Origin of the sequence: Burkholderia metallica (genome assembly GCF_001718555.1) — a bacterium.
In the GTDB taxonomy this organism is placed as follows: domain Bacteria; phylum Pseudomonadota; class Gammaproteobacteria; order Burkholderiales; family Burkholderiaceae; genus Burkholderia; species Burkholderia metallica.
Genome location: NZ_CP013401.1, coordinates 938,954 through 959,041, shown reverse-complemented (window position 1 = coordinate 959,041; position 20,088 = coordinate 938,954). Strand labels below are relative to the sequence as shown.

Here is a 20,088-nt window from a genome sequence, read left to right as displayed (position 1 = left end):
TCAGCGCTACATCGCCGCAAGATTAATGTACGGGCTTTTGATAAAAGTTAGTAAACAGCTGTCTTCTTCCGATGGACGCATATATACCGTTCAATCGTTGCCCCCGAATACGCGGATCATACCTTACAGTAGCGCCCGCGTGCCTGCTGGAGACGGTGCGCTTGGTTCACCACCTCCGAGGGTGCTTGGGCGGGTGTGTCGTTTATTTTTGGCGGACCCTCGATGATATCTGGCTTCGGACGCGGCTTGAGTTGCTACCCTGAAACTTCTCCCGCGACGCCACCGCTCCAGCATCGAGCCGATGCCAGTTTCGCTGCCACCGCCCAAAACCGCCCGCTTGCCATCCCCACCCAAACCCCTGTAGAATTACGCGTTCTGCGGGCGTCGTATAATGGCCATTACCTCAGCTTCCCAAGCTGATGACGTGGGTTCGATTCCCATCGCCCGCTCCACACATCACCTAGCCTGTTGATTCCACTGGGTTAAGTGCGTGTCTCACGAGCATCTCCGCAAGACTCCTACATCGGCGTCCTACGGTGGCTCAAACCTCCTGCCTCTATCGTCGCCCTAGCGGCATCTACGTTGTCCGGCTCGTCGTCCCGAAGCGGTTGCGCGCAGCAGTCGGCAAGAACGAAATTCACGCGTCCACCCGCCTCCGGGATTGGGAAGCCGCTAAACTCGTCGCCCATCAGATTCAGTCGCATTGGCGCGGGCACTTCATGACGTTGGACATCGAAAAACTGCGGGCGGGAAACCCGTTGCTTGACGGCGAGGGCATGATTCCCATTGTCGAGGCTGCCCGGACCGTCGGTATGCAGGCGGAATCGCTGGCGAATGAACTGCTCAACGATGGCGCGCATGTCTTCACGCATCTTCACGGACAATCCTGCTGGCGGGTGCCAGTGCTCAACGACCTGGACCGGGACTTCGGCGGCGAATTCATCTGGAACGAGGTGGAGGTCAACGGCGAGCGAACCGTCCACACCGGAACCGTGCGCGTCCTCGATAGCCGGGCCACGCTGCAACAGGTCATCACCGCCGGGGCGGCACAAGAAGGTGTGTTCCGAGACGGCAAGTCAGCAGGCATCTTTTTTGAGGACCCGATAGCCATCGACCTCGCTCGTTGCATCGTTCACAAAACGGCCGTCACAAAGGTTCGCGCCCGGCTGGTTGCATCACTCAGCCCTGCCCCCACTGTCGCGCTACCACCGCCGTCGATCATTTCGAGCGCATCCATAGTTGCATTGTCGGTCCCAAGCCCGTCAGCGACCGTTGGCGCCGTCCCAACCGGGTTACCGACGCGCATTGAACCAACGCCGGTCGTATTCGATCCGATCACGGCCAAACACGGCAAGAAACGATTCTGGGACCTGTTCGAGCTTTACGCACGAAGTCGCACATGGGGCGAGGATCAAACCCGGCGCATGACAACAGAAGCACGTCTTTTTCGCGACCTCATGGGCGACCCGGAACTCGGCGAAATCGAACTGGAGACCATCGACCAATACGCCAGCCGCTTGGCGCAATTACCTTCCGACATCTATCTAGCCAAGCGCCGGTTCGGAACCGAGTCGCTCGACGACTTAATCCGCATTGCGGAACGCGAAGGACTTGAACTCAAGCGGGAAGCGACGATCAAGGGGCACATTGGACGCCTTAGCGAGATCCTCGCATTCGGCGAGCGCAAGCACATGCTGCGGTTCAACCCCGCCTCTGACTATAAGCGTGGAGACGGGCGCTTCAATGTGCCGCGCGCTCAGGATGAGCGACACGCATTTACGTCGCATGAGTTGTCGTTGATCTTCGCGCAGGAGTGGTTCGCTACCGGTGCGGGTTTGTTCAACCGCACGGGTTGGACTACTTGGCGTCCGCACTACTACTGGCTGCCCTTGCTCGGTCTATTCACCGGCGGACGAATCAACGAACTCTGCCAGTTATACCTATCAGACATACACCAGACGGAAGGCGGCGCGTGGTATCTCGATTTCAACCTCATGGGGCCCGACAAGGTTGACGAGAGCGACAAATCCCTCAAGACGATCAATGCGCTACGCGTCGTCCCGCTACATGACAAGCTCGTCCAACTCGGGCTGCCGGAATACGTTCAGACGCTTCGCAAAGCAGGCTACACCCGTCTATTCCCGGAACTCAAACGAGATGCGGTCAAAGGTTACGGTAAGCCCGCCAGTTCTTGGTTCAATGAACGATTCTTGGGACGAACGCTCGGCATCGAACGAAACGGTATGAAGACGTTTCACTCTTTCAGACATACGTTCCTGACCGCAACCGAACGTCTAGGCACTCCGGAACGGGTGATGGCGCAAATAGCAGGACATCAGCGCGGCGACACTGAAAGCTGGAACCGTTATGCGAAGGACCGTGACGCGGACCAGTTGGCCCCTCTGATCAATGGGCTCGCCTTCCCTGAAGCAGACCGCATCGCGCCATTCATTGCGACAGACGGCATCCGGGCCATTCAATGCGCCAAGCGTCAAAAGGATAGCGTGCGTCGTGGAGCGAGCAGCACGAAGGCGGACTAGCCCCTAGTCTTGAACCGACGGTGCACCCTCCGCACCGTCTTCCTCGAACAATGTCTTGACCGGCACGCCGAGAGCATCGGCGATTGTCTGAATCGAGTCCAAGGATGGATTCGCCTTGCCCGTCTCGATCTTCCCCATATAGCTACGAACGAAGCCGCACTTGTCGGCGAAAGCCTCTTGGCTCAACCCGGTCGTAGCTTTCCGCAGTTCTCGAACCCTCGCCCCAAAGCGATTCCTGAGTGATGTGTTTGCCGTCATCCGTGGGATGTTGGCGGGCGCGTATAATCGCGACCACACCCTAATAATGGCCACCCTAAAAGTAGCCACTCTATAAATGACACAACCACATGCAAACCATCGGCGCGCAACGCGCGCTTCCGTAGCGTTGCTGCTGGCGCTGATGTGCGGACCGGTAGCGACCAACCGGGCATGGGCTGGCAGCGAGGGCATCTGTTTGCAAATCAGCCGCATGGCGCTAGAGATGGCCCGGGACAGGGACGACGGGGTGCCCTACACAACCGAACAAGCAAAGTTCGAAACGAACCTCAAAACGATCCAACCCGACTGGCGGCGCGCGTTTCGCGGGCTTTACATGGGCGCACTCGATCTCGTCTACAAGCATCAGCGCGACGCCAATCCGGATGAATTGCAGCGCGCCGTCTACAAGGTATGCGTTTCCGAATACTGAAACGCAACGCTGCCGTAGCGCAACACAACGCGGGGCACGTCGTGTTGCGTTTGCTCATCGCCCGCCACACCCTGAAAGAGACCTGACCAATGAGAAAGACGTTTGCGGCGTGCACTCTGGCTTTGAGCCTGACCGCTTGCATGACAATGGGGAACAAATTCGACATCCACGACGCCGAGCAATTCGTTCCGGGCGTGACGACGATGCAGCAAGCGCAAGAGAAGCTGGGCACTCCCACGGCGACCAACGCTATGCCGAACGGCGGCACGCTTCAACAATGGATGTATTCGCAAGCGTCAGTGATCGGTGGCACTTCGTCTAGCGTTGCAATCCTTTTCGACAAAGACGGCAAAATGATCCGCATCCAAAGTCGCGGACAGGTCAACACCCGGTAGTGCCGGCGTCATCCACGAAGGGCGGCGCGTGCTTTAGCGCGCCGCTGCCCAAGCACTACCATGGGCACGAATAACTGGTCAGCAAACCGAGCCGCATACTCCCACCATGCCCGCCTGGGGCCGCCGCGGCCATGTAATTATTACCGTTCACCTACTCAATTTTTAGGCTCCCGAATTTCGCCTCGCAACCCATTGATTTTATTGAATTAAAAAAATTAATGTTGCCTACCAGAGCTATTGAAAAGCCTATCTCCGGTTTATAACCTTCTTCTTCCCAAACGCACAGCTACGGTGCGCTAACCACACCACACGGAGGAAGCATGGTTGCCCATGTAATCGACAACTACAGAAAATTTGGACCGATTGCGAAAGCAATCTATGCAGATCAGATCGACGCGTTTGATGACGCAATGGATGGAGCGCTTCACGTCATCAGCGAGTCAATACATAAATGCGATCTTGACCTAAAGGGATGGTCCAAGAAGATTTTCAGATGCCCTGAAGATGCCGTCTTGTTCATAAAAGACCTTGCAAACAGCAGCGACCACTTCAGGATACAGGACCGGATATATTACGCATTTTCTATTTGGGGCGGCCTGAATCATTTCAACTCGTCGAGAGACTTGGCGGAGCTTCTTCTGATGGAGGACGACGAATTGTCGCAGTTGATGAAGGACGACGAAGCGTCGCAGGGTATCTAATTTCCAGTTGCCCGGAAGGGTGCCCGACTGCCACGGCAAATCAGGTTTGTGGGATCGAGCACCTTCCGTTAAACCCCATCCCGAATTGAATTGATCGTCGCCCGTGAAACCGCAAAAGCGCGTGCCAGAGCGCTCACCGACTCGCCCCGCCCTAGCCCTTCGAGAATTTCTCGGCGCTGCTCTGGGGTGGTTTTTGACGGTCTGCCGAGCTTCTTCCCCTCGGCACGAGCGCGAGCAAGTCCGGCTTGCGTTCGCTCGATCAATAGATCGCGCTCCATCTCCGCAACCGAGGCCAGCATCGTGAGCAGCAATTTCCCCGCAGGTGACGTTAAATCGGTCTGCCCCAACTGCATCACGATCACCTTGATTGAGCGCTTTTCGAGTGCCCGAATGGTTTGCAGCACGTCCACAGCGTCGCGGCCGAGCCGGTCAAGCTTTGCGACGACGAGCGTTTCGCCGTCCCGAATCTTGTCGAGCAGCCGCCCGAACTCCGGACGCTCGCTGGCGCAGGTCTTTCCGCTAATACCGTGGTCCGCAAACCAGTAGTCAATCGCGAATCCGGCACCCTCAAGCTCAAGTCGCTGGTTCTCTGTTGTTTGCTGCCCGGTGGACACCCGCCCATATCCGAAGATCGCCATTTGCATCTGCCCCTGTTAGAAAACGGTGCCAGGGTAGGATGGCCTGTCGGAAAAGCCAAGGGCTATATTTTCAACACATCGGCGCCCGCTATCGGTGAGGTGTCAGAAACCGGTCGTTTTCCAACCCCATAACTCTCTGAAACTGAATCATGGCTACACAAGAGCTAGACGATCTGGATTCGCTGCTTGACGATCTGCCGATACCGACGCACTCGGGTGCGTCACAACTCAAACTCGTCGGACCGGCTAGCATTGCGGTCCGCATCGAGTCGAGGGCATACGAATTCCCATGCGATGGATGGGAGCATCTGGCTGAAGTAGACGACCACATACTCCTCGACAGGCTGCGCGAGTTCGCGGGACCGCTCACCTCCCCAACGACATCTGTGCGCTACATGCGGCACCGCGTAGAAATCAGTCAACTCAGTCTTGCGCTCAACCGACGCGGCAAGATCGCCCCTCGCTTTCGACCACTTCCAAAGCCTGCCCATACATGCGCCGTAGGCAGCCCAGACGAGGTTCTCGGGCGAGACCGGCAAGTTATCGATTGCCACTGGTTGCACGAAAGTGGGCACCGCTATGTGATCGACACGGAACTGGACTTTCGCGAGCTTTTCACTGGCGAGTCGTTCGATTTCAACGGCGCGGCGGAATTTGCGCGCGCCAAGTGGACGAGTGAACGAAAGCTCCAAGCACTGGGTATCGACGACGCCCTCGCCGCAGAACTTGCTGCCCTACAGACCGACTCGATCCGCGAGAAGTGGAAACGTATCGACCGATCCAAGGCTGCATGGCGCAGCGCCCTCAACAACGCAACACGTCGTCAGCGGAACGTGCGTAGCCACATCGACGACTGGATCGACGTGCGCGTAGCAATGGAACTGATTGGACTTGACGCGCCAGCGCACGAGCTAGCGTCACTTGTCGCCAGGATGCGCGGGACAAAGCCCATCGATGTCCGGGGCATGAAACGCAAGGTCGATACAATCAAAAAGCACTTGGGCCTTTCGATCTAGTGGCGCAGAACTAGGGATAGTCTCCGGGATGCATTCCGGGATAGTTTTCGGGATGCATCACGGGATAGTTGAACCACAAATTTCCCAATAATATCAGCGAGTTACAATAAACTCGCGTTCTGTAACCTGTAGCCGATAACCGAGTAACGAGGTATCCGGGTAACCATGGGCGGCTGACGCCGCCCCGAAATCTTTTTCGCTTGTCTCCTGAGAGACACGGACTGGAGGCGGCGGAAAGAGTCCCGAGGCCCTCCCTTTCCACCCCGGCATGGACATGCGCCGCAGCCAGCATCTCCCCATGGCGTCGACGGCTTAATCCCGGTATATTCAGGCAAATAAAACAACCACGCGGCACAATGCCGCCCGAATTTTTTTTCGATGCGGGGAGCATATGTCTACGATCTTCGGCGGAATGACTTTCGCAAGCGAAAGTGATGTAGAGCAAAAATTTATCTTCAGATTTTTAACCATGCCATCCCCAGAGGGCTTGGGATTTAAGACTGGAGATTTTAAGACAAAAGCAAACATTCGAAAGATCGCCCTGGACAAAGGGAATAAAAAACAACTCTACTTCCCCGACTACGCAATTATAATCGATGGACTGCCTCTACTAATCATCGAGGCAAAAACTCCAGGCGAGGATCTAGTTGTAGCTTTACGCGAAGCGCGGCTTTACGCAACAGAAATTAATTGTTCTTACCCTCGCAATGTTAACCCATGCGAACGAATCATAGCAACTGACGGAGTCGAGCTGCTGGCAGGCTACTGGGACAGCGATGAACCAATAGTCCGACTACCAGTTAGTGAATTCTCTATCGTTAGCCCGGAATTTTCCAAGCTTATAGATTTTGCATCACATGCAGCTCTAAAAAAGCGAGCACAGGAACTGTTGGCGATCGTAAGAACGAGCGCGAGATACTTCAAGCCGGTCCATATGCTTGGCGGAAAAACTGTAGCGAACGAAACCGTCGGAGACAACTCGTTCGGCACAAATATTTCAATCGAATACAAATATCTTTTCAACCCTGATAGCGCTGAAGATCGTGCATCAATCGTTCATAACGCATATGTAACATCGAAGCGCAAGCAAGCGCATGTTGCGCCCATCGACAAACTCATTCGCGCGGCGATGCCACGGAATGTTGTCGATGCAAGAGAGATTTCTGACTCGCAACGGCCGACGGAAGTAATCGAAGCCGTCAATAACGTTGACAGGGTAAAGAATGAGATTTGCTTATTAATCGGGAGCGTCGGCTCAGGGAAGTCTACATTCACCGATTATCTCCGACTCGAAGCCCTCCCAAAATCGGTTGCCCAAAGCACGGAATGGGTCAATCTTAATCTAAACAAGGCACCACTATCGCGAGACCTCATATATAAGTGGGTCATATCGCAGATCATCTCCGGAATAGCCAACAATCATCGCGACCTAGATTTCACCGAAATCGAATTTCTGAAAAAAATTTACGCCAATCAGATAAAAGCCGTCGAAAAAGGAAAAGCATCCCTCTACCCGAAAGACTCGGAAAAATACATAGATGCCATTTTCAATGAGATCGACAGACTTCAACGGGACGAGATTGCCACTTTAAATGGAATAATTGGCTATCTATATCAAAACAATAATAAACTATTAGTGGTGGCGCTAGACAATTGTGACAAACGAAATCGCGAAGATCAGTTACTGATGTTCGAAGTGGCATCTTGGCTCAAAGATACATTCGTGTGCATGGTGTTTTTGCCTCTCCGCGACACCACCTATGATCAATATCACGATCAGCCCCCCCTGGATACGGTAATAAAAGACCTCGTCTTCCGAATTGACCCGCCGTTGCTCGAACGGGTCATCTATACAAGATTAAACTACGCACTTCGGGAGATCGGCAAACAAAATACTAGATTCAGCTACACCCTCCCTAACGGGATGAGGGTCGATTGCGCGCGATCTGAGGTGGGGGTATACCTAAAATCCATAATCGCCTCATTATTCCAAGATCAACTATTTCGCCGAATTGTGTCCGGACTTGCCGGGCGCAACATTCGAAAAGGTCTTGAAATATTGCTAGATTTTTGCAAGAGCGGTTACATCGGTGCAGATCAAATATTAAAGATACGCGCCTCTGATGGCGACTATCACTTGCCAAACCATCTCATCGCACGCATCCTCCTGAAAGGGAAACGCAAGTATTACAGTGATAGCGACTCCAACATAAAAAATTTGTTTTCCTCTGATGACGGCGATTCACTCCCGAACCCGTTCGTTCGCATCGCCGTCCTGCAATGGCTCAAGAACCGTGCACGGGAATATGGGCCAAACAGAACAATTGGCTTTCACCAAGTCGCGTCCTTAGTCAGCGATCTTCAAGCCGCGGGTTATTCAGAGAATGCTATCGTCAGAGAGGTAGCAACACTTTCCTCTGTGGAATGCATTCGATCTGAAACGCAGACTGCGGAGATATCCCTGAATGACCTGATCGCAATTGGACCTGCCGGGCACGTTCACTTGGATCTTTTGCGGAATGCAAATTACCTTTCGACGATCGCAGAAGACGTATTATTCCGCGAGAATCAAGTGGCAAAACAAATCGCGGACAATATCGTTGGAAAAGGGAAATATCGAACCGATAGTAGACAGACAGTGATTCAGAATGCGTCTTTGCTTATCGAGTATCTTTCCTCCTATTTCGAGAAATTCGCCCTTGGCGACGCCAAAGTCATTCCGGCCGAACAGTTAGAAAAACTCGTTGAAATAGACGAACTTCAGCAGCATGTAAAACAACTAATAGAAAACGATGACATAATGCGCAACGTGGAAAAATTGGAAACCGATTACCCGAGCGGCACGCAAGTCGAAGCGCAGATAGTTTCCGTGCAAGACTATGGTGTATTTGTCGAGTTCGGTTTAAACGGAAGTGGATTGGTTCACAAATCCAAATTTAATGGAGTTTTATCCGACACATCGGACACGCTTGAAGCCGGCGATTGGGTTACTGTGGAGATCATCAAATACAACGCGGAGCATCGCAAATTCGATCTGAAACTCGTAAGCATTGGCGGTGGCACCTTACCGCCAGACGAGCCGCTCTTAACTGTAGTCTGAGCAACGTCCCCCACCCTCAAAGATGTTTGTGGTTAGGAAGTTGGGTTTAGTGTCGGGTTTCGCGTAAGGGAGCTGCCGCCTATATTGCACAGCCAACGGTTTGTTTTGGCCGATAGCGGCAGCGCCCACCCGTGCTCCCCCTGCCTGACTTGCTTCGTGCTTCGTCATCCAACACTTGCAGAATGCGGACGATGGCTCCGCAAACCGGTAGGGGAGTCCTAGGGAATCCGTGACCGGCCCAAGGTATCGCGTCCTTCAATCGAGCCCACGGATCGTCAATCCTTATACATGCTTGCGCATAGTCATCCCCGCGCTCAAGTCTTCCGAGCACCCGGTCCCGACGACCGCAACGCCCTAAAAGTTTGTCGAGTGTGAAGGCTCTGGTAAACTCCTACACTTGTATCCGACATGGAGCAGTGCTGCCCGCTCCGTGTTCCTTATAAATCAAAGTGTTGCGGGGGCGCGTGGACGGTGCTTCGATTCCCATCGCCCGCTCCAGTCTCTCTCAAACCCTTGCCGCGCAACGCTTGCGAGGGTTCCCGACAGTCGCCGAACCTCCCCCTTCCTGAGATATCCGATCGTGAGCGTGTGCGACGGCGTATTTCCGGTACGCGCTCATCGCAAGATCTCCCCCGATAACCCGTGGCGAATGATCCGGCGCCTGCTTCATCCGCAACGCACTTGCCACCTGCTGCCCCCTCACCCGACGACGTGCGAACGCTGCCGATGCATGCAGCATCTATCTCATGCCGCCCGCAAAATCACGATGAGGAAGGGAACGCACAGCAGCCCATGAAGCACGATCGCGCAATACGCCGGAACCGAATTCGCTCCGGCATCGCCGTGTGCGTGAAGCAACGCGCCGATCGTCCAGACGAGACCGCCCAGCGAAACGATGCCGCACAGGACAACGACCGCCAGCGCCGTGCCGATCGCGCCGAATCCAGACGCTCCGGCAAAGCCCTCCGGATTGCTCAGAACCGAAATACCGACGACGCCGGCAATCGCACACTCGGCCAGTGCGAGCACGGCCGAGCCGCTGCCAACCTTGCGACGAACGGACGTGGTTTCATTCATGGCGTTTCTCTCCAAAGGCCATTGGTCGCGGATCATGCCCACGCGTCGTCCCGCACGATCGTTGCCAGAGCAACCACATGCGGGATATGACGCATCACGGCGGCCGTCATCGCTTCTTGTCGTTCTGGCCACGGGCAATCGGAACGAAACGCGCGCCGTTCATAGTCATCAGCTTGCGCACGCGTCTCACGCATCCGGTCATGCCGGCTGCGTCGGCGATTCTACTCAATCGCCCGGCGATAGCCCATCGTCCGGGCAATCGCGAACCGCCCAAGGAAAATGGACACTCCTCTCATCGGGAAGACCCGTCCCAAAACCGGCGCCGAGGAGAGCGTCGTTACCGCCAGTGCAACCCCATCGCTCGATGCGTCGCATGCTGCGCGACTTGCTGGGTCGTCGAGACGAGAACCGAAGCGACACGCGCGACGGACCTCGCGCCATACGACCCTCAAGGCGACCTGCGTCGACGCCAGGCCAGCCGCCAGGCGGCCGCGCCCCCGCAACCTTGCCAGTCGGATCAAAGCAGTCCATAATCCGGCTCTTTCCGGTTGGCTGAACGGGAAATCCTTAAGGATCAACGGCTTGACGGCATACCGCCGCTCCCGTCGCCACGTTCCGCAACCGCGCGCCCAGCCGCCTCGTCGAAGGCGGCTTTTTTGTACCGCGCTGGCGCGTCCCGCGCGCCCGACGCCTCGCCCGCAACCGAGCCTTTCTCTGTCACCGATGATGCACGACGATCCGAACGAAGCCGGCCTGCCGCCGCACGACGACGCCATTTCCGACGAAGCCTCCGAAGGCGCCGACGAAATCAACCCGCTGCACCGCCGCCGCATCCGCAGCTTCGTGACGCGCGCCGGCCGCGTGTCGACCGGCCAGCGCCGTGCGCTCGACGAACTCGGCCCGCGCTTCGTGGTGCCGTACGCACCGGAACTGCCCGACTGGAACGCTGTGTTCGGCCGCAGCGCGCCGCGCATCCTCGAGATCGGCTTCGGCATGGGCGCCTCGACCGCGGAAATCGCCGCGAACCGCCCCGGTGACGACTTCCTCGGCGTCGAGGTGCACGAGCCGGGCGTCGGCGCATTGCTGAAGCTGATCGGCGAGCAGGGTCTGACGAACATCCGCATCATCCAGCACGACGCGGTCGAGGTGCTCGAGCACATGCTCGCGCCGGAGAGTCTCGACGGCGTGCACATCTTCTTCCCCGATCCGTGGCACAAGGCGCGCCATCACAAGCGCCGGCTGATCCAGCCGCCGCTCGTCGCGCATCTCGCGTCGCGCCTGAAGCCCGGCGCGTACATTCATTGCGCGACCGACTGGCAGAACTACGCGGAACAGATGCTCGACGTGCTCGGTGCGGAACCGACGCTCGAAAACACGGCCGCCGATTACGCGCCTCGCCCCGACTATCGCCCGGTGACGAAGTTCGAACGGCGCGGGCTGCGGCTCGGCCACGGCGTGTGGGACCTGGTGTTCCGCAAGCGCGCAGGCTGAGCCTACCCGCCGCTGCGGCGCACGCCGCCGCACTCCGGACAAGAAAAAGCCCGATCGGCGTTGCGTCGATCGGGCTTTCTTCATGAGAGGCTCGCCCGCCTCCGTATCAGCATTACGCCCAGTTCAGCCAGCCGCTGTACCCGACCAGCAGCACGAACAGCCCGAACGCGATCCGGTACCACGCGAACACCGTGAAATCGTGCGTCGCGACGTAGCGCAGCAGCCAGCGCACGCATACGAACGCGCTGACGAACGCCGCGACGAGCCCCAGTGCGAACAGGCCGAGCGAATCAACGGTGAACACCTGCCAGTCCTTGACGGTTTCATAGAGCGTCGCGCCGAAGATGATCGGAATCGCGAGGAAGAACGAGAATTCGGTGGCGACGCGCCGGTCGAGGCCGAACAGCATCCCGCCGATGATCGTCGAGCCCGAGCGCGACATGCCGGGAATCAGCGCGAAACACTGCGCAATGCCGACCTTCAGCGCGTCGAGCGGCGTGAGCGCATCGACCGACACCACGCGCGGCGGCTCGCTGCGCTCACGCTGCCTCGCCTCGGCCCACAGGATGATCGCGCCGCCGACGACGAGCGCGAACGCGACGGGCACCGGCGAGAACAGCACGGCCTTGATCTTCTTCTCGAACAGCAGGCCGAGCGCGATCGCCGGAATCGTCGCGATCACGACGTTCAGCGTGAAGCGCTGCGCGTCGGGCCGGCTCGGCAGCCCCGACACGATGGATGCGATCCGCTGCCGGTATTCCCAGCAGACGGCGAGGATCGCACCGAACTGGATCACGACGTCGAAGGTCTTCGCGTGCGAATCGTTGAAATTCAGGAAGCTGCCCGCGACGATCAGGTGGCCGGTGCTCGACACCGGCAGGAATTCCGTCAGCCCCTCGACGACGCCGAGGATCAAAGCCTTGCAGATCAGGATCCAGTCCATCCGTGGCCCAACTCCGAAATGGTCGAATGAATGGGCCACTGTTGCGCGCGCGGCCCCCGTCCGGCCGAGCGCGGTTCGTCGTCATTTTTCGACGATCGCCACGCGTATGCCGTTTGTAAGAATCGTAATTGTACCGGGTTCGTAGTTCACCCCGGCAAATTGCAGTTGCTCGGGCTTGAACGTGTAGATCGGATAGTTGGTCAGCAACTGCGTCGCGAGCAGGCCGGCGGCCGCGCCGACCTGCTGCGCATACATCTGCGCGTCGCCGTCGAGCGCGAGGCTGTCGACGGCCGGCGACCGCAGCACGACCGAACGGGTCGGCGCGTCGTAAGCCAGCTGGCCCGACACGGTGAACTTGCCGCTGACCGGTGCCCGCAGGAACGGGCTCGCGAAATGCGCGTCGAGCTGCACGGCCACGCGGTTCTGGTCGGGCAGCAGGTTGACGGCCGGGTTCGCGAGCGACACGTCGACGACCTGCGCGACCGTCTTCTGGTACGGGAACTTGCGCGCGACGGCTTTCTGCACGTCGCCGCGCGAGAACGTGTAGTGATCGGGGATGAATGGAAACGTCGACGCGCACGCGGCGAGCGAGAGCGTCACGCCGATGGCGCCGACGGTTGCGGCGAGAAAACGGCGCCGGCCGGGCGCGCAAGGTGCGGTCATGCTGAACCCTCTTCTGATGACGACGGCCGCGTCGCGGCCTCGAGATGCGTGAGCCACGCGAGCGCGTCGTCGCGCGACGCGCCGCACATATCCGCGGCCGGCTGCAGCCCGGAACAGCACGCGGGCCGCTCGGGGCGGCCGAAGATCCGGCAGCGCAGGTCGTCGCCGAGCTGCACGCAGCGTACGCCGGCCGGCTTGCCGCCGGGCATGCCGGGAATCGGGCTGGAAATCGACGGTGCGATGCAGCACGCGCCGCAGCCCTCGCGGCACGCATGCGGCGGCGGGACATCGGCGGGCGCCGGGCGGGCAGGCATTTCGACGGACACGCAACTCTCTCGAACGAACAACGAAAACGGTGCGGCAACCGGACGCGGTGCCGGCAGCCTCACCCCGCATTGTGCCATCGCCGGCTGCGACGTTATTACACAATGCAGCCGGATCGCGCGTTTATATACTCGAAAGCATCTAAAAAGCGCGAGATCGTCATGCGTTCCGGTTCTGCCGACACAATGTTCCGTCCCGATTTGCTCGCGAAATACGGCGCGAATGGGCCGCGCTATACGTCGTACCCCACCGCGCTGCAGTTCCGCGACGATTTCGACCCGGCCGATTACGTGCGCGCGGCCGGCGATCCCGGCGCATCGTCGAGCGAGCTGTCGCTGTACTTCCACATCCCGTTCTGCAACACCGCGTGCTTCTACTGCGGCTGCAACAAGATCGCGACCGGCAACCGCCGCCGCGCGCGCCCGTATCTCGACCAGCTCAAGCGCGAGATGACGCTGCAGGCCGCATTGTTCGATCCCGCGCGCCCGGTCACGCAACTGCACTGGGGCGGCGGCACGCCGACCTTCCTGTCCGACGACGAAACGGCCGAGCTGATGGCGGCCACCCGCGAGCACTTCGCGCTCGCGCCGGATGCCGACGCCGAGTTCTCGATCGAGATCGATCCGCGCACGGTCACGCCCGCGACGCTCGTGCATCTGCGCAACATCGGCTTCAACCGGCTGAGCCTCGGCGTGCAGGATTTCGATCCGGCCGTACAGCAGGCGATCAACCGCATCCAGCCGCTCGCGATGACGGCCGATCTGCTGTCGGCCGCACGCACGACGGGCTTTCATTCGGTGAGCGTCGACCTGATCTACGGGCTGCCGCACCAGACCGTTGCCGTCTTCGCGCGCACGCTGGAGACGATCATCGAACTCGCGCCCGACCGGCTGTCGGTGTTCGGCTATGCGCACATGCCGCATCTGTTCAAGATGCAGCGGCAGATCGACGATGCGACGCTGCCGCCGCCGGAAACGCGCATCGCGCTGCTGGGCCTCGCGGTCGACATGCTGACGTCGGCGGGCTACGTGTACATCGGGATGGACCACTTCGCGCGGCCGTCCGACGCGCTCGTGCGCGCGCAGAAGCACGGCACGCTGCAGCGCAATTTCCAGGGCTACAGCACGCGCGCGGATACCGACCTCGTCGGGTTCGGCGTGTCGTCGATCGGCAAGGTCGGCGACGTCTACGCGCAGAACGCGAAGGACCTGCCCGCGTACGGCGCCGCGCTCGACGCGGGCCGGCTGCCGATCGCGCGCGGCGTACGGCTCACGCCCGACGACCGGCTGCGCCGCGACGTGATCACGCAACTGATGTGCAACCTCGACCTGCCGTTCTCGCACGTCGAGGCCGCGCACGGCATCCGCTTCGCCGATCATTTCGCGCGCGAACTCGACGCATTGCGCCCGTTCGAGCGCGACGGGCTGCTGACGATCGCGGCCGACCGGCTGACGATCCATCCGGCCGGCCGGATGATCGTACGCAACATCGCGATGGCATTCGACGCGTATCTCGGCCAGGCGCAGCAGCAGCGCTATTCGCGCACGGTCTGAATTGGACGGCCCCGGCCGGCCGCACGCGGGCGGCCGGTTTGATACAGTGTGGGGCTTACGCCCCGCCAGAATCCGCACGATGCGCACCACCAAAGCGACCCACGCGGTCGAACGCCTGAAGACCCGCTCCGGCAACCCGCAATTCGCGGCCGTCGCGATGGCGGGCGGCCTGTTCTATCTGGTCGACCGCTCGGGCGGCACCACCGAAAAGCGCTGCGAGCCGCTGCCGCTCGACGAGTTCGTCAGGTTCGTCGACGAATTCGGCCCCAAAAAGCCGCGCAAGGCGAGCAAGCTCGACCTCGCGTTCGAAGCGCAGATCAGGAAGAGCAAGGGGTAAAGGTCTGTTGCAGGCCGTCTGAAGGCCTTGCAGCCGCCCCGTTTGGTACAATCACGAAGTTTCTCTATCCTCGCTGATGGCCGACCTGGCTGCGTGACCACACCATGAATATCGAAAACGCGCGTTTCAACATGATCGAACAACAGATCCGGCCGTGGGACGTGCTGGATCTCGACGTCCTGGGCCTGCTGTCGATCGTCAAGCGTGAAAACTACGTTCCCGCCGAATACCGCGATCTCGCGTTCGCCGACCTCGAACTGCCGCTGCCGGGCGGCAAGAGCAAGATGCTGTTCCCGCGCGTCGAAGCGCGCGTGCTGCAGGAGCTGACGGTCAAGAAACACGAGAACGTGCTCATCATCGGCGCCGGCTCGGGCTACCTGGCTGCGCTGTTCGCGCACCGCGCGCAGCACGTGACGGCCGTCGAGATCGATCCGACCAACGCGAAGTTCGCGGAAGACAACCTGCGCAACGACGGCGTGACCAACGCGGAAGTCGTGCTCGGCGACGGTTCGCGCGGCTGGGCCGCCAAGGCGCCGTACGACGTGATCTGCGTCGCGGGCGGCCTGCCCGTCGTGCCGCAGGAAATGCTCGAACAGCTGAAGGTCGGCGGCCGCCTCGCGGCGTTCGTCGGCGGCCGTCCGGTGATGAAGGCACAGATCATCACGCGTATCGACGACAAGCAGTACCGCGTCGCCGACGTGTTCGAAACCTACATCGACCACCTCGTCAACGCGATCGAGCCGTCGCGCTTCAAGTTCTGAGCAGCGGAGCCTCCATGCAGATCCTGACGGCCGCGATGCTCGCGGAATGGCTCGGCGACGAGGCGCGCCCCGCGCCGATCGTGCTCGACGTGCGCGAACCGTGGGAAATCGCGACCGCGCAGATCGCCGGCAGCGTGTCGATTCCGATGCAGCAGATTCCCGCGCGCAGCGAAGAGCTCGACGACGAAGCGGACATCGTCTGCGTGTGCCATCACGGGATGCGCAGCGCCCAGGTCGCGATGTTCCTCGAATCGCGTGGCTTCACGAAGCTGTACAACCTGCAAGGCGGAATCGACGCGTGGTCGCGCGACGTCGATCCGTCCGTGCCGCGTTACTGATCCCGCCGGCGGCGCCTCACGCGCCGCCGCACCGGCCGGCTCCCCCTGCCGCCGGTCACACTGATTCCCCGAACGGGCGCGCATTGCGCGCCCGTTTCTCTTTTCCGCTCCGGCCGGCTCACGTGTCGCCTCGCTGACTCGTCTCGCTGACCCGCCGCGCGTGCGACGCGCGCCGTCACGGTGCGCGACGGTTCCCGCGCCGCGTGCAGGTGCACGCACCGGAACAGCGACCCCCGACCGTGCACCATTTGCGCCCGCGCCGCTGCACCGCGACGGACCGCGCATGCCGCACGATGCGTCATGCGCACCGTCCCGACGCCGGGCACTGCCCCGCGCAGGCACGCCGGACGTGCATCCGCACGACTGGCACATGCCTTGCGTTACCTGTTGGCCGACGCCTTCACGGCGCACGCATATCCAACACGTCAAGGGGAACCCGATGAAACGTCGCAGTCTGTTGAAGTTCGGTTCGATGGCCGGCGCACTCGCGCTCGCCGGCAAGAGCCCGTTCGTACACGCGGCCGATGCGGGCACCGGCCCGATCAAGGTCGGCATCCTGCACTCGCTGTCGGGCACGATGGCGATCTCGGAGACGTCGCTGAAGGACACCGCGCTGATGACGATCGCCGACATCAACAAGAGCGGCGGCGTGATGGGCCGCAAGCTCGAGCCGGTGGTGGTCGATCCCGCGTCGAACTGGCCGCTGTTCGCGGAGAAGGCGCGTCAGCTGCTCACGCAGGACAAGGTCGCGTGCGTGTTCGGCTGCTGGACGTCGGTGTCGCGCAAGTCGGTGCTGCCGGTGTTCGAGGAACTCAACGGGCTGCTCTACTATCCGGTGCAGTACGAAGGCGAGGAAATGTCGCGCAACGTGTTCTACACGGGCGCCGCGCCGAACCAGCAGGCGATCCCGGCCGTCGAGTACCTGATGAGCGCCGAAGGCGGCGCGGCGAAGCGCTTCTTCCTGCTCGGCACCGACTACGTGTATCCGCGCACGACCAACAAGATCCTGCGCGCGTTCCTGAAATCGAAGGGCGTGAAAGACGCCGACATTCAGGAGGTCTACACACCGTTCGGCCACAGCGATTATCAGACCATCGTCGCGAACATCAAGAACTTCTCGCAGGGCGGCAAGACGACCGTGATCTCGACGATCAACGGCGACTCGAACGTGCCGTTCTACAAGGAGCTCGGCAACCAGGGGATCAAGGCGACCGACGTGCCGGTCGTCGCGTTCTCGGTGGGCGAGGAAGAGCTGCGCGGGATCGACACAAAGCCGCTCGTCGGCCACCTCGCCGCGTGGAACTACTTCATGTCGGTGAAGAACCCGACCAACACGAAGTTCAAAGACCAGTTCGCCGCGTGGGTGAAGGCGAACAACCTGCCGGGCGGCGCGAAGCGCGTGACCAACGATCCGATGGAGGCGACCTACGTCGGCATCCACATGTGGAAACAGGCGGTCGAGAAGGCGAAGAGCACCGACGTCGACAAGGTGCGCGTCGCGATGATCGGCCAGACGGTTGCCGCGCCGTCGGGCTTCACGCTCGCGATGGACGGCAACCATCATCTGCACAAGCCGGTGATGATCGGCGAGATCCGCGGCGACGGGCAGTTCAACGTCGTGTGGAAGACCAAGACCGCGGTGCGCGCGCAACCGTGGAGCCCGTTCATCGCGGGCAACCAGGGCAAGCCGGACATCGTCACGTCGATCCCGGCGTTCCTGCGCCGGCAGCGCGCGGCGCTCGCCTGACGCCCGGCGGCGCGTCGTGCCTGACACGCGACGCGCCGCTCGCACGCCGATGCCGATGTCGACGCCGCTGCGCCGGCCGCACTTGCCGCGATGAACCGCACGCGCGGCCGCCTCGCCGCCGGCATCCGCTTCCCCACGCCCGACAGGATTTCCCGATGCCTACACGCTTTCGCCGAGCCGCCGTCGCGATCGTCGCGTGCGCCGCCCTCGCGGGCGGCCTGCCGCACGCCGCGTTCGCGCTGACGGCCACCGATACCGCCGCGCTCGCCGGCGACGACTTCGACGCGAAAACGGCCGCGATCGAGCGGCTCGCCGTCGATCCCGATCCGCGCGCCGTCGCGTTGCTCAACGCGCTGTCGACCGGCGACGCGCTCGCGACCGGCGACGGCCGCCTGCTGATCCAGACCGGCGACACCGCGCACGACGCGCTCACGCAGGCCGCAACGCCCGCCGGCGACGCGCAGCCCGTGATGCTGAACAACCTGCTGCGCACGAAGATCGCGGGCGCGCTGTCGGGGCTCGCGCTCGCGTCGCCCGACGTCGCCGCGCGCCGCGACGCAATCGATGCGTTGCTGAAAGCGCCCGACCCGGCACTCAAGCCGATGATCGACCGCGCCCGCGCGAAGGAAACCGATCCCGCACTGAAGCGCCGCCTCGACGCGTTGTGGGCGATCGCCGCGCTGCACGACGCCGATCCGGCGAAGCGCCTCGAAGCCGTGCAGGTGGTGGCCGCGCGCCGCGACCTCGACATGATCGAACAGTTGCGCCCGCTCGTCGCGAAGAACGCCGACGGCAGCTACGCGGAGCCCGACGCGCGCGTGCGCGACGCCGCGCAGCAGGGTCTCGAAGCGCTGCATGCGTTGCAGCGCCGCGGCGAGATCGTCGGCACGCTGTTCGCCGGCCTGTCGCTCGGCAGCGTGCTGCTGCTCGCCGCGCTCGGCCTCGCGATCACGTACGGGCTGATCGGCGTGATCAACATGGCGCACGGCGAATTCCTGATGATCGGCGCGTACGCAACCTATGTCGTGCAGACGCTGATCCAGCGCTACGCGCCCGGCGCGTTCGACTGGTATCCGCTCGTCGCCGTCCCCGTGTCGTTCGCGACGGCCGCGCTCGTCGGCATCGTGCTCGAACGGCTCGTGCTGCGGCACCTGTACGGCCGCCCGCTCGAGACGCTGCTCGCGACCTTCGGCGTGAGCCTGATCCTGATCCAGGCGACACGGATGCTGTTCGGCGCGCAGAACGTGCAGGTCGTGAACCCGTCGTGGATGAGCGGCGGCGTGACCGTGATGCAGAACCTGATCCTGCCGTACAACCGGCTCGCGATCCTGGCGTTCGCGCTCGCGGTAGTGTTCGTCGCGTGGGCCGTGCTGACGAAGACGCGGCTCGGGCTGTTCGTGCGCGCGGTCACGCAGAACCGCCGGATGGCCGCGTGCGTCGGCGTGAAGACGGCCCGCGTCGACGCGTACGCGTTCGCGTTCGGCGCGGGCATCGCGGGCCTCGGCGGCTGCGCGCTGTCGCAGATCGGCAACGTCGGGCCCGACCTCGGCCAGAACTACATCATCGATTCGTTCATGGCGGTCGTGCTCGGCGGCGTCGGGCAGATCGCCGGCACCGTGCTCGGCGGCTTCGGGCTCGGCCTCGCGAGCAAGGCGATCGAGCCGTTCTGGGGCGCCGTGCTCGCGAAGATCGCGGTGCTCGTGATGATCGTGCTGTTCATCCAGAAACGCCCGCAGGGCATGTTTGCGCCGAAGGGCCGCAGCGCGGAGGCTTGAC

General features: G+C 60.9%; 19 protein-coding genes and 1 tRNA gene. 14 read left to right on the top strand and 6 right to left on the bottom strand.

Features of this window, described 5'->3' with window-relative positions; genetic code table 11:
• Positions 1-377 precede the first annotated feature (377 nt).
• Positions 378-452 (top strand) — tRNA-Gly (locus WJ16_RS04290).
• 84 nt (positions 453-536) lie between these two features.
• Positions 537-2,540 (top strand): site-specific integrase, encoded by a 2,004-nt coding sequence (locus WJ16_RS04285; RefSeq protein WP_069255991.1) that lies wholly within the window; start codon positions 537-539, stop codon positions 2,538-2,540.
• A gap of 3 nt (positions 2,541-2,543) precedes the next feature.
• Here WJ16_RS04285 and WJ16_RS04280 read toward each other — a convergent pair whose 3' ends face one another.
• The gene (locus tag WJ16_RS04280) at positions 2,544-2,798 is read right to left on the bottom strand and encodes a helix-turn-helix domain-containing protein (RefSeq protein WP_076605870.1); all 255 of its coding nucleotides are present in this window, start codon (positions 2,796-2,798) and stop codon (positions 2,544-2,546) included.
• Between the two features lie 76 nt (positions 2,799-2,874).
• Here WJ16_RS04280 and WJ16_RS04275 point away from each other — a divergent pair, with 76 nt between their 5' ends.
• From WJ16_RS04275 to WJ16_RS04265, 3 genes are all read left to right on the top strand, one after another.
• The gene (locus tag WJ16_RS04275) at positions 2,875-3,228 is read left to right on the top strand and encodes a hypothetical protein (RefSeq protein WP_157126718.1); all 354 of its coding nucleotides are present in this window, start codon (positions 2,875-2,877) and stop codon (positions 3,226-3,228) included.
• An 89-nt stretch (positions 3,229-3,317) separates the two neighbouring features.
• The gene (locus tag WJ16_RS04270) at positions 3,318-3,623 is read left to right on the top strand and encodes a hypothetical protein (RefSeq protein WP_236858179.1); all 306 of its coding nucleotides are present in this window, start codon (positions 3,318-3,320) and stop codon (positions 3,621-3,623) included.
• 320 nt (positions 3,624-3,943) lie between these two features.
• A complete protein-coding gene (locus tag WJ16_RS04265) occupies positions 3,944-4,324 on the top strand; it encodes a hypothetical protein (protein WP_157126717.1) in 381 nt (126 codons plus the stop codon).
• A gap of 68 nt (positions 4,325-4,392) precedes the next feature.
• Here the strand turns inward: WJ16_RS04265 and WJ16_RS04260 are convergent, their stop codons facing one another.
• The gene (locus WJ16_RS04260; protein ID WP_069224384.1) at positions 4,393-4,962 is read right to left on the bottom strand and encodes a recombinase family protein; all 570 of its coding nucleotides are present in this window, start codon (positions 4,960-4,962) and stop codon (positions 4,393-4,395) included.
• Positions 4,963-5,111: 149 nt separating this feature from the next.
• Between WJ16_RS04260 and WJ16_RS34640 the strand changes: the two genes are divergently transcribed.
• Together WJ16_RS34640 and WJ16_RS32840 are read left to right on the top strand one after the other, a co-directional pair.
• Positions 5,112-5,978: a hypothetical protein gene (locus tag WJ16_RS34640; RefSeq protein WP_157126716.1), complete on the top strand. Its 867-nt coding sequence runs from the start codon at positions 5,112-5,114 to the stop codon at positions 5,976-5,978.
• A 391-nt stretch (positions 5,979-6,369) separates the two neighbouring features.
• A complete protein-coding gene (locus WJ16_RS32840; protein WP_084636003.1) occupies positions 6,370-9,078 on the top strand; it encodes a S1 RNA-binding domain-containing protein in 2,709 nt (902 codons plus the stop codon).
• 744 nt (positions 9,079-9,822) lie between these two features.
• On the opposite strand, the gene WJ16_RS04240 is transcribed toward WJ16_RS32840, so the two are convergent.
• Positions 9,823-10,155, bottom strand: coding sequence for a hypothetical protein (locus tag WJ16_RS04240; RefSeq protein WP_069255985.1), 333 nt, complete (start codon positions 10,153-10,155; stop codon positions 9,823-9,825).
• Between the two features lie 723 nt (positions 10,156-10,878).
• Between WJ16_RS04240 and trmB the strand changes: the two genes are divergently transcribed.
• The gene (gene trmB / locus WJ16_RS04235; RefSeq protein WP_069255984.1) at positions 10,879-11,646 is read left to right on the top strand and encodes a tRNA (guanosine(46)-N7)-methyltransferase TrmB; all 768 of its coding nucleotides are present in this window, start codon (positions 10,879-10,881) and stop codon (positions 11,644-11,646) included.
• Between the two features lie 112 nt (positions 11,647-11,758).
• On the opposite strand, the gene WJ16_RS04230 is transcribed toward trmB, so the two are convergent.
• The 3 genes from WJ16_RS04230 to WJ16_RS04220 form a co-directional block, all read right to left on the bottom strand.
• Positions 11,759-12,589, bottom strand: a complete 831-nt coding sequence (locus WJ16_RS04230; RefSeq protein ID WP_069255983.1) for an undecaprenyl-diphosphate phosphatase — start codon at positions 12,587-12,589, stop codon at positions 11,759-11,761.
• Positions 12,590-12,670: 81 nt separating this feature from the next.
• Positions 12,671-13,252, bottom strand: a complete 582-nt coding sequence (locus WJ16_RS04225) for a DUF1439 domain-containing protein (protein WP_069255982.1) — start codon at positions 13,250-13,252, stop codon at positions 12,671-12,673.
• Complete coding sequence (locus WJ16_RS04220) at positions 13,249-13,566, bottom strand: YkgJ family cysteine cluster protein (protein WP_069257951.1); 318 nt, start codon at positions 13,564-13,566, stop codon at positions 13,249-13,251. The genes WJ16_RS04225 and WJ16_RS04220 overlap by 4 nt, the downstream gene beginning before the upstream one ends.
• A 171-nt stretch (positions 13,567-13,737) precedes the next feature.
• Here WJ16_RS04220 and hemN point away from each other — a divergent pair, with 171 nt between their 5' ends.
• From hemN to urtB, 6 genes are all read left to right on the top strand, one after another.
• On the top strand, positions 13,738-15,129 hold the full coding sequence (gene hemN, locus WJ16_RS04215; protein WP_069255981.1) for an oxygen-independent coproporphyrinogen III oxidase: 1,392 nt from the start codon (positions 13,738-13,740) through the stop codon (positions 15,127-15,129).
• A 79-nt stretch (positions 15,130-15,208) separates the two neighbouring features.
• Positions 15,209-15,466 carry a hypothetical protein gene (locus tag WJ16_RS04210; protein ID WP_069255980.1) on the top strand — a complete coding sequence of 86 codons (258 nt, stop codon included), beginning with the start codon at positions 15,209-15,211 and terminating at the stop codon, positions 15,464-15,466.
• Between the two features lie 104 nt (positions 15,467-15,570).
• Positions 15,571-16,227: a protein-L-isoaspartate O-methyltransferase family protein gene (locus WJ16_RS04205; RefSeq protein WP_069255979.1), complete on the top strand. Its 657-nt coding sequence runs from the start codon at positions 15,571-15,573 to the stop codon at positions 16,225-16,227.
• A gap of 14 nt (positions 16,228-16,241) precedes the next feature.
• Positions 16,242-16,565 (top strand): rhodanese-like domain-containing protein, encoded by a 324-nt coding sequence (locus WJ16_RS04200; protein WP_069255978.1) that lies wholly within the window; start codon positions 16,242-16,244, stop codon positions 16,563-16,565.
• 439 nt (positions 16,566-17,004) lie between these two features.
• A complete protein-coding gene (urtA, locus tag WJ16_RS04195) occupies positions 17,005-18,312 on the top strand; it encodes an urea ABC transporter substrate-binding protein (protein WP_069255977.1) in 1,308 nt (435 codons plus the stop codon).
• A 155-nt stretch (positions 18,313-18,467) separates the two neighbouring features.
• Positions 18,468-20,087 (top strand): urea ABC transporter permease subunit UrtB, encoded by a 1,620-nt coding sequence (gene urtB / locus WJ16_RS04190; RefSeq protein ID WP_069255976.1) that lies wholly within the window; start codon positions 18,468-18,470, stop codon positions 20,085-20,087.
• The last annotated feature ends 1 nt before the right edge of the window (position 20,088 follow it).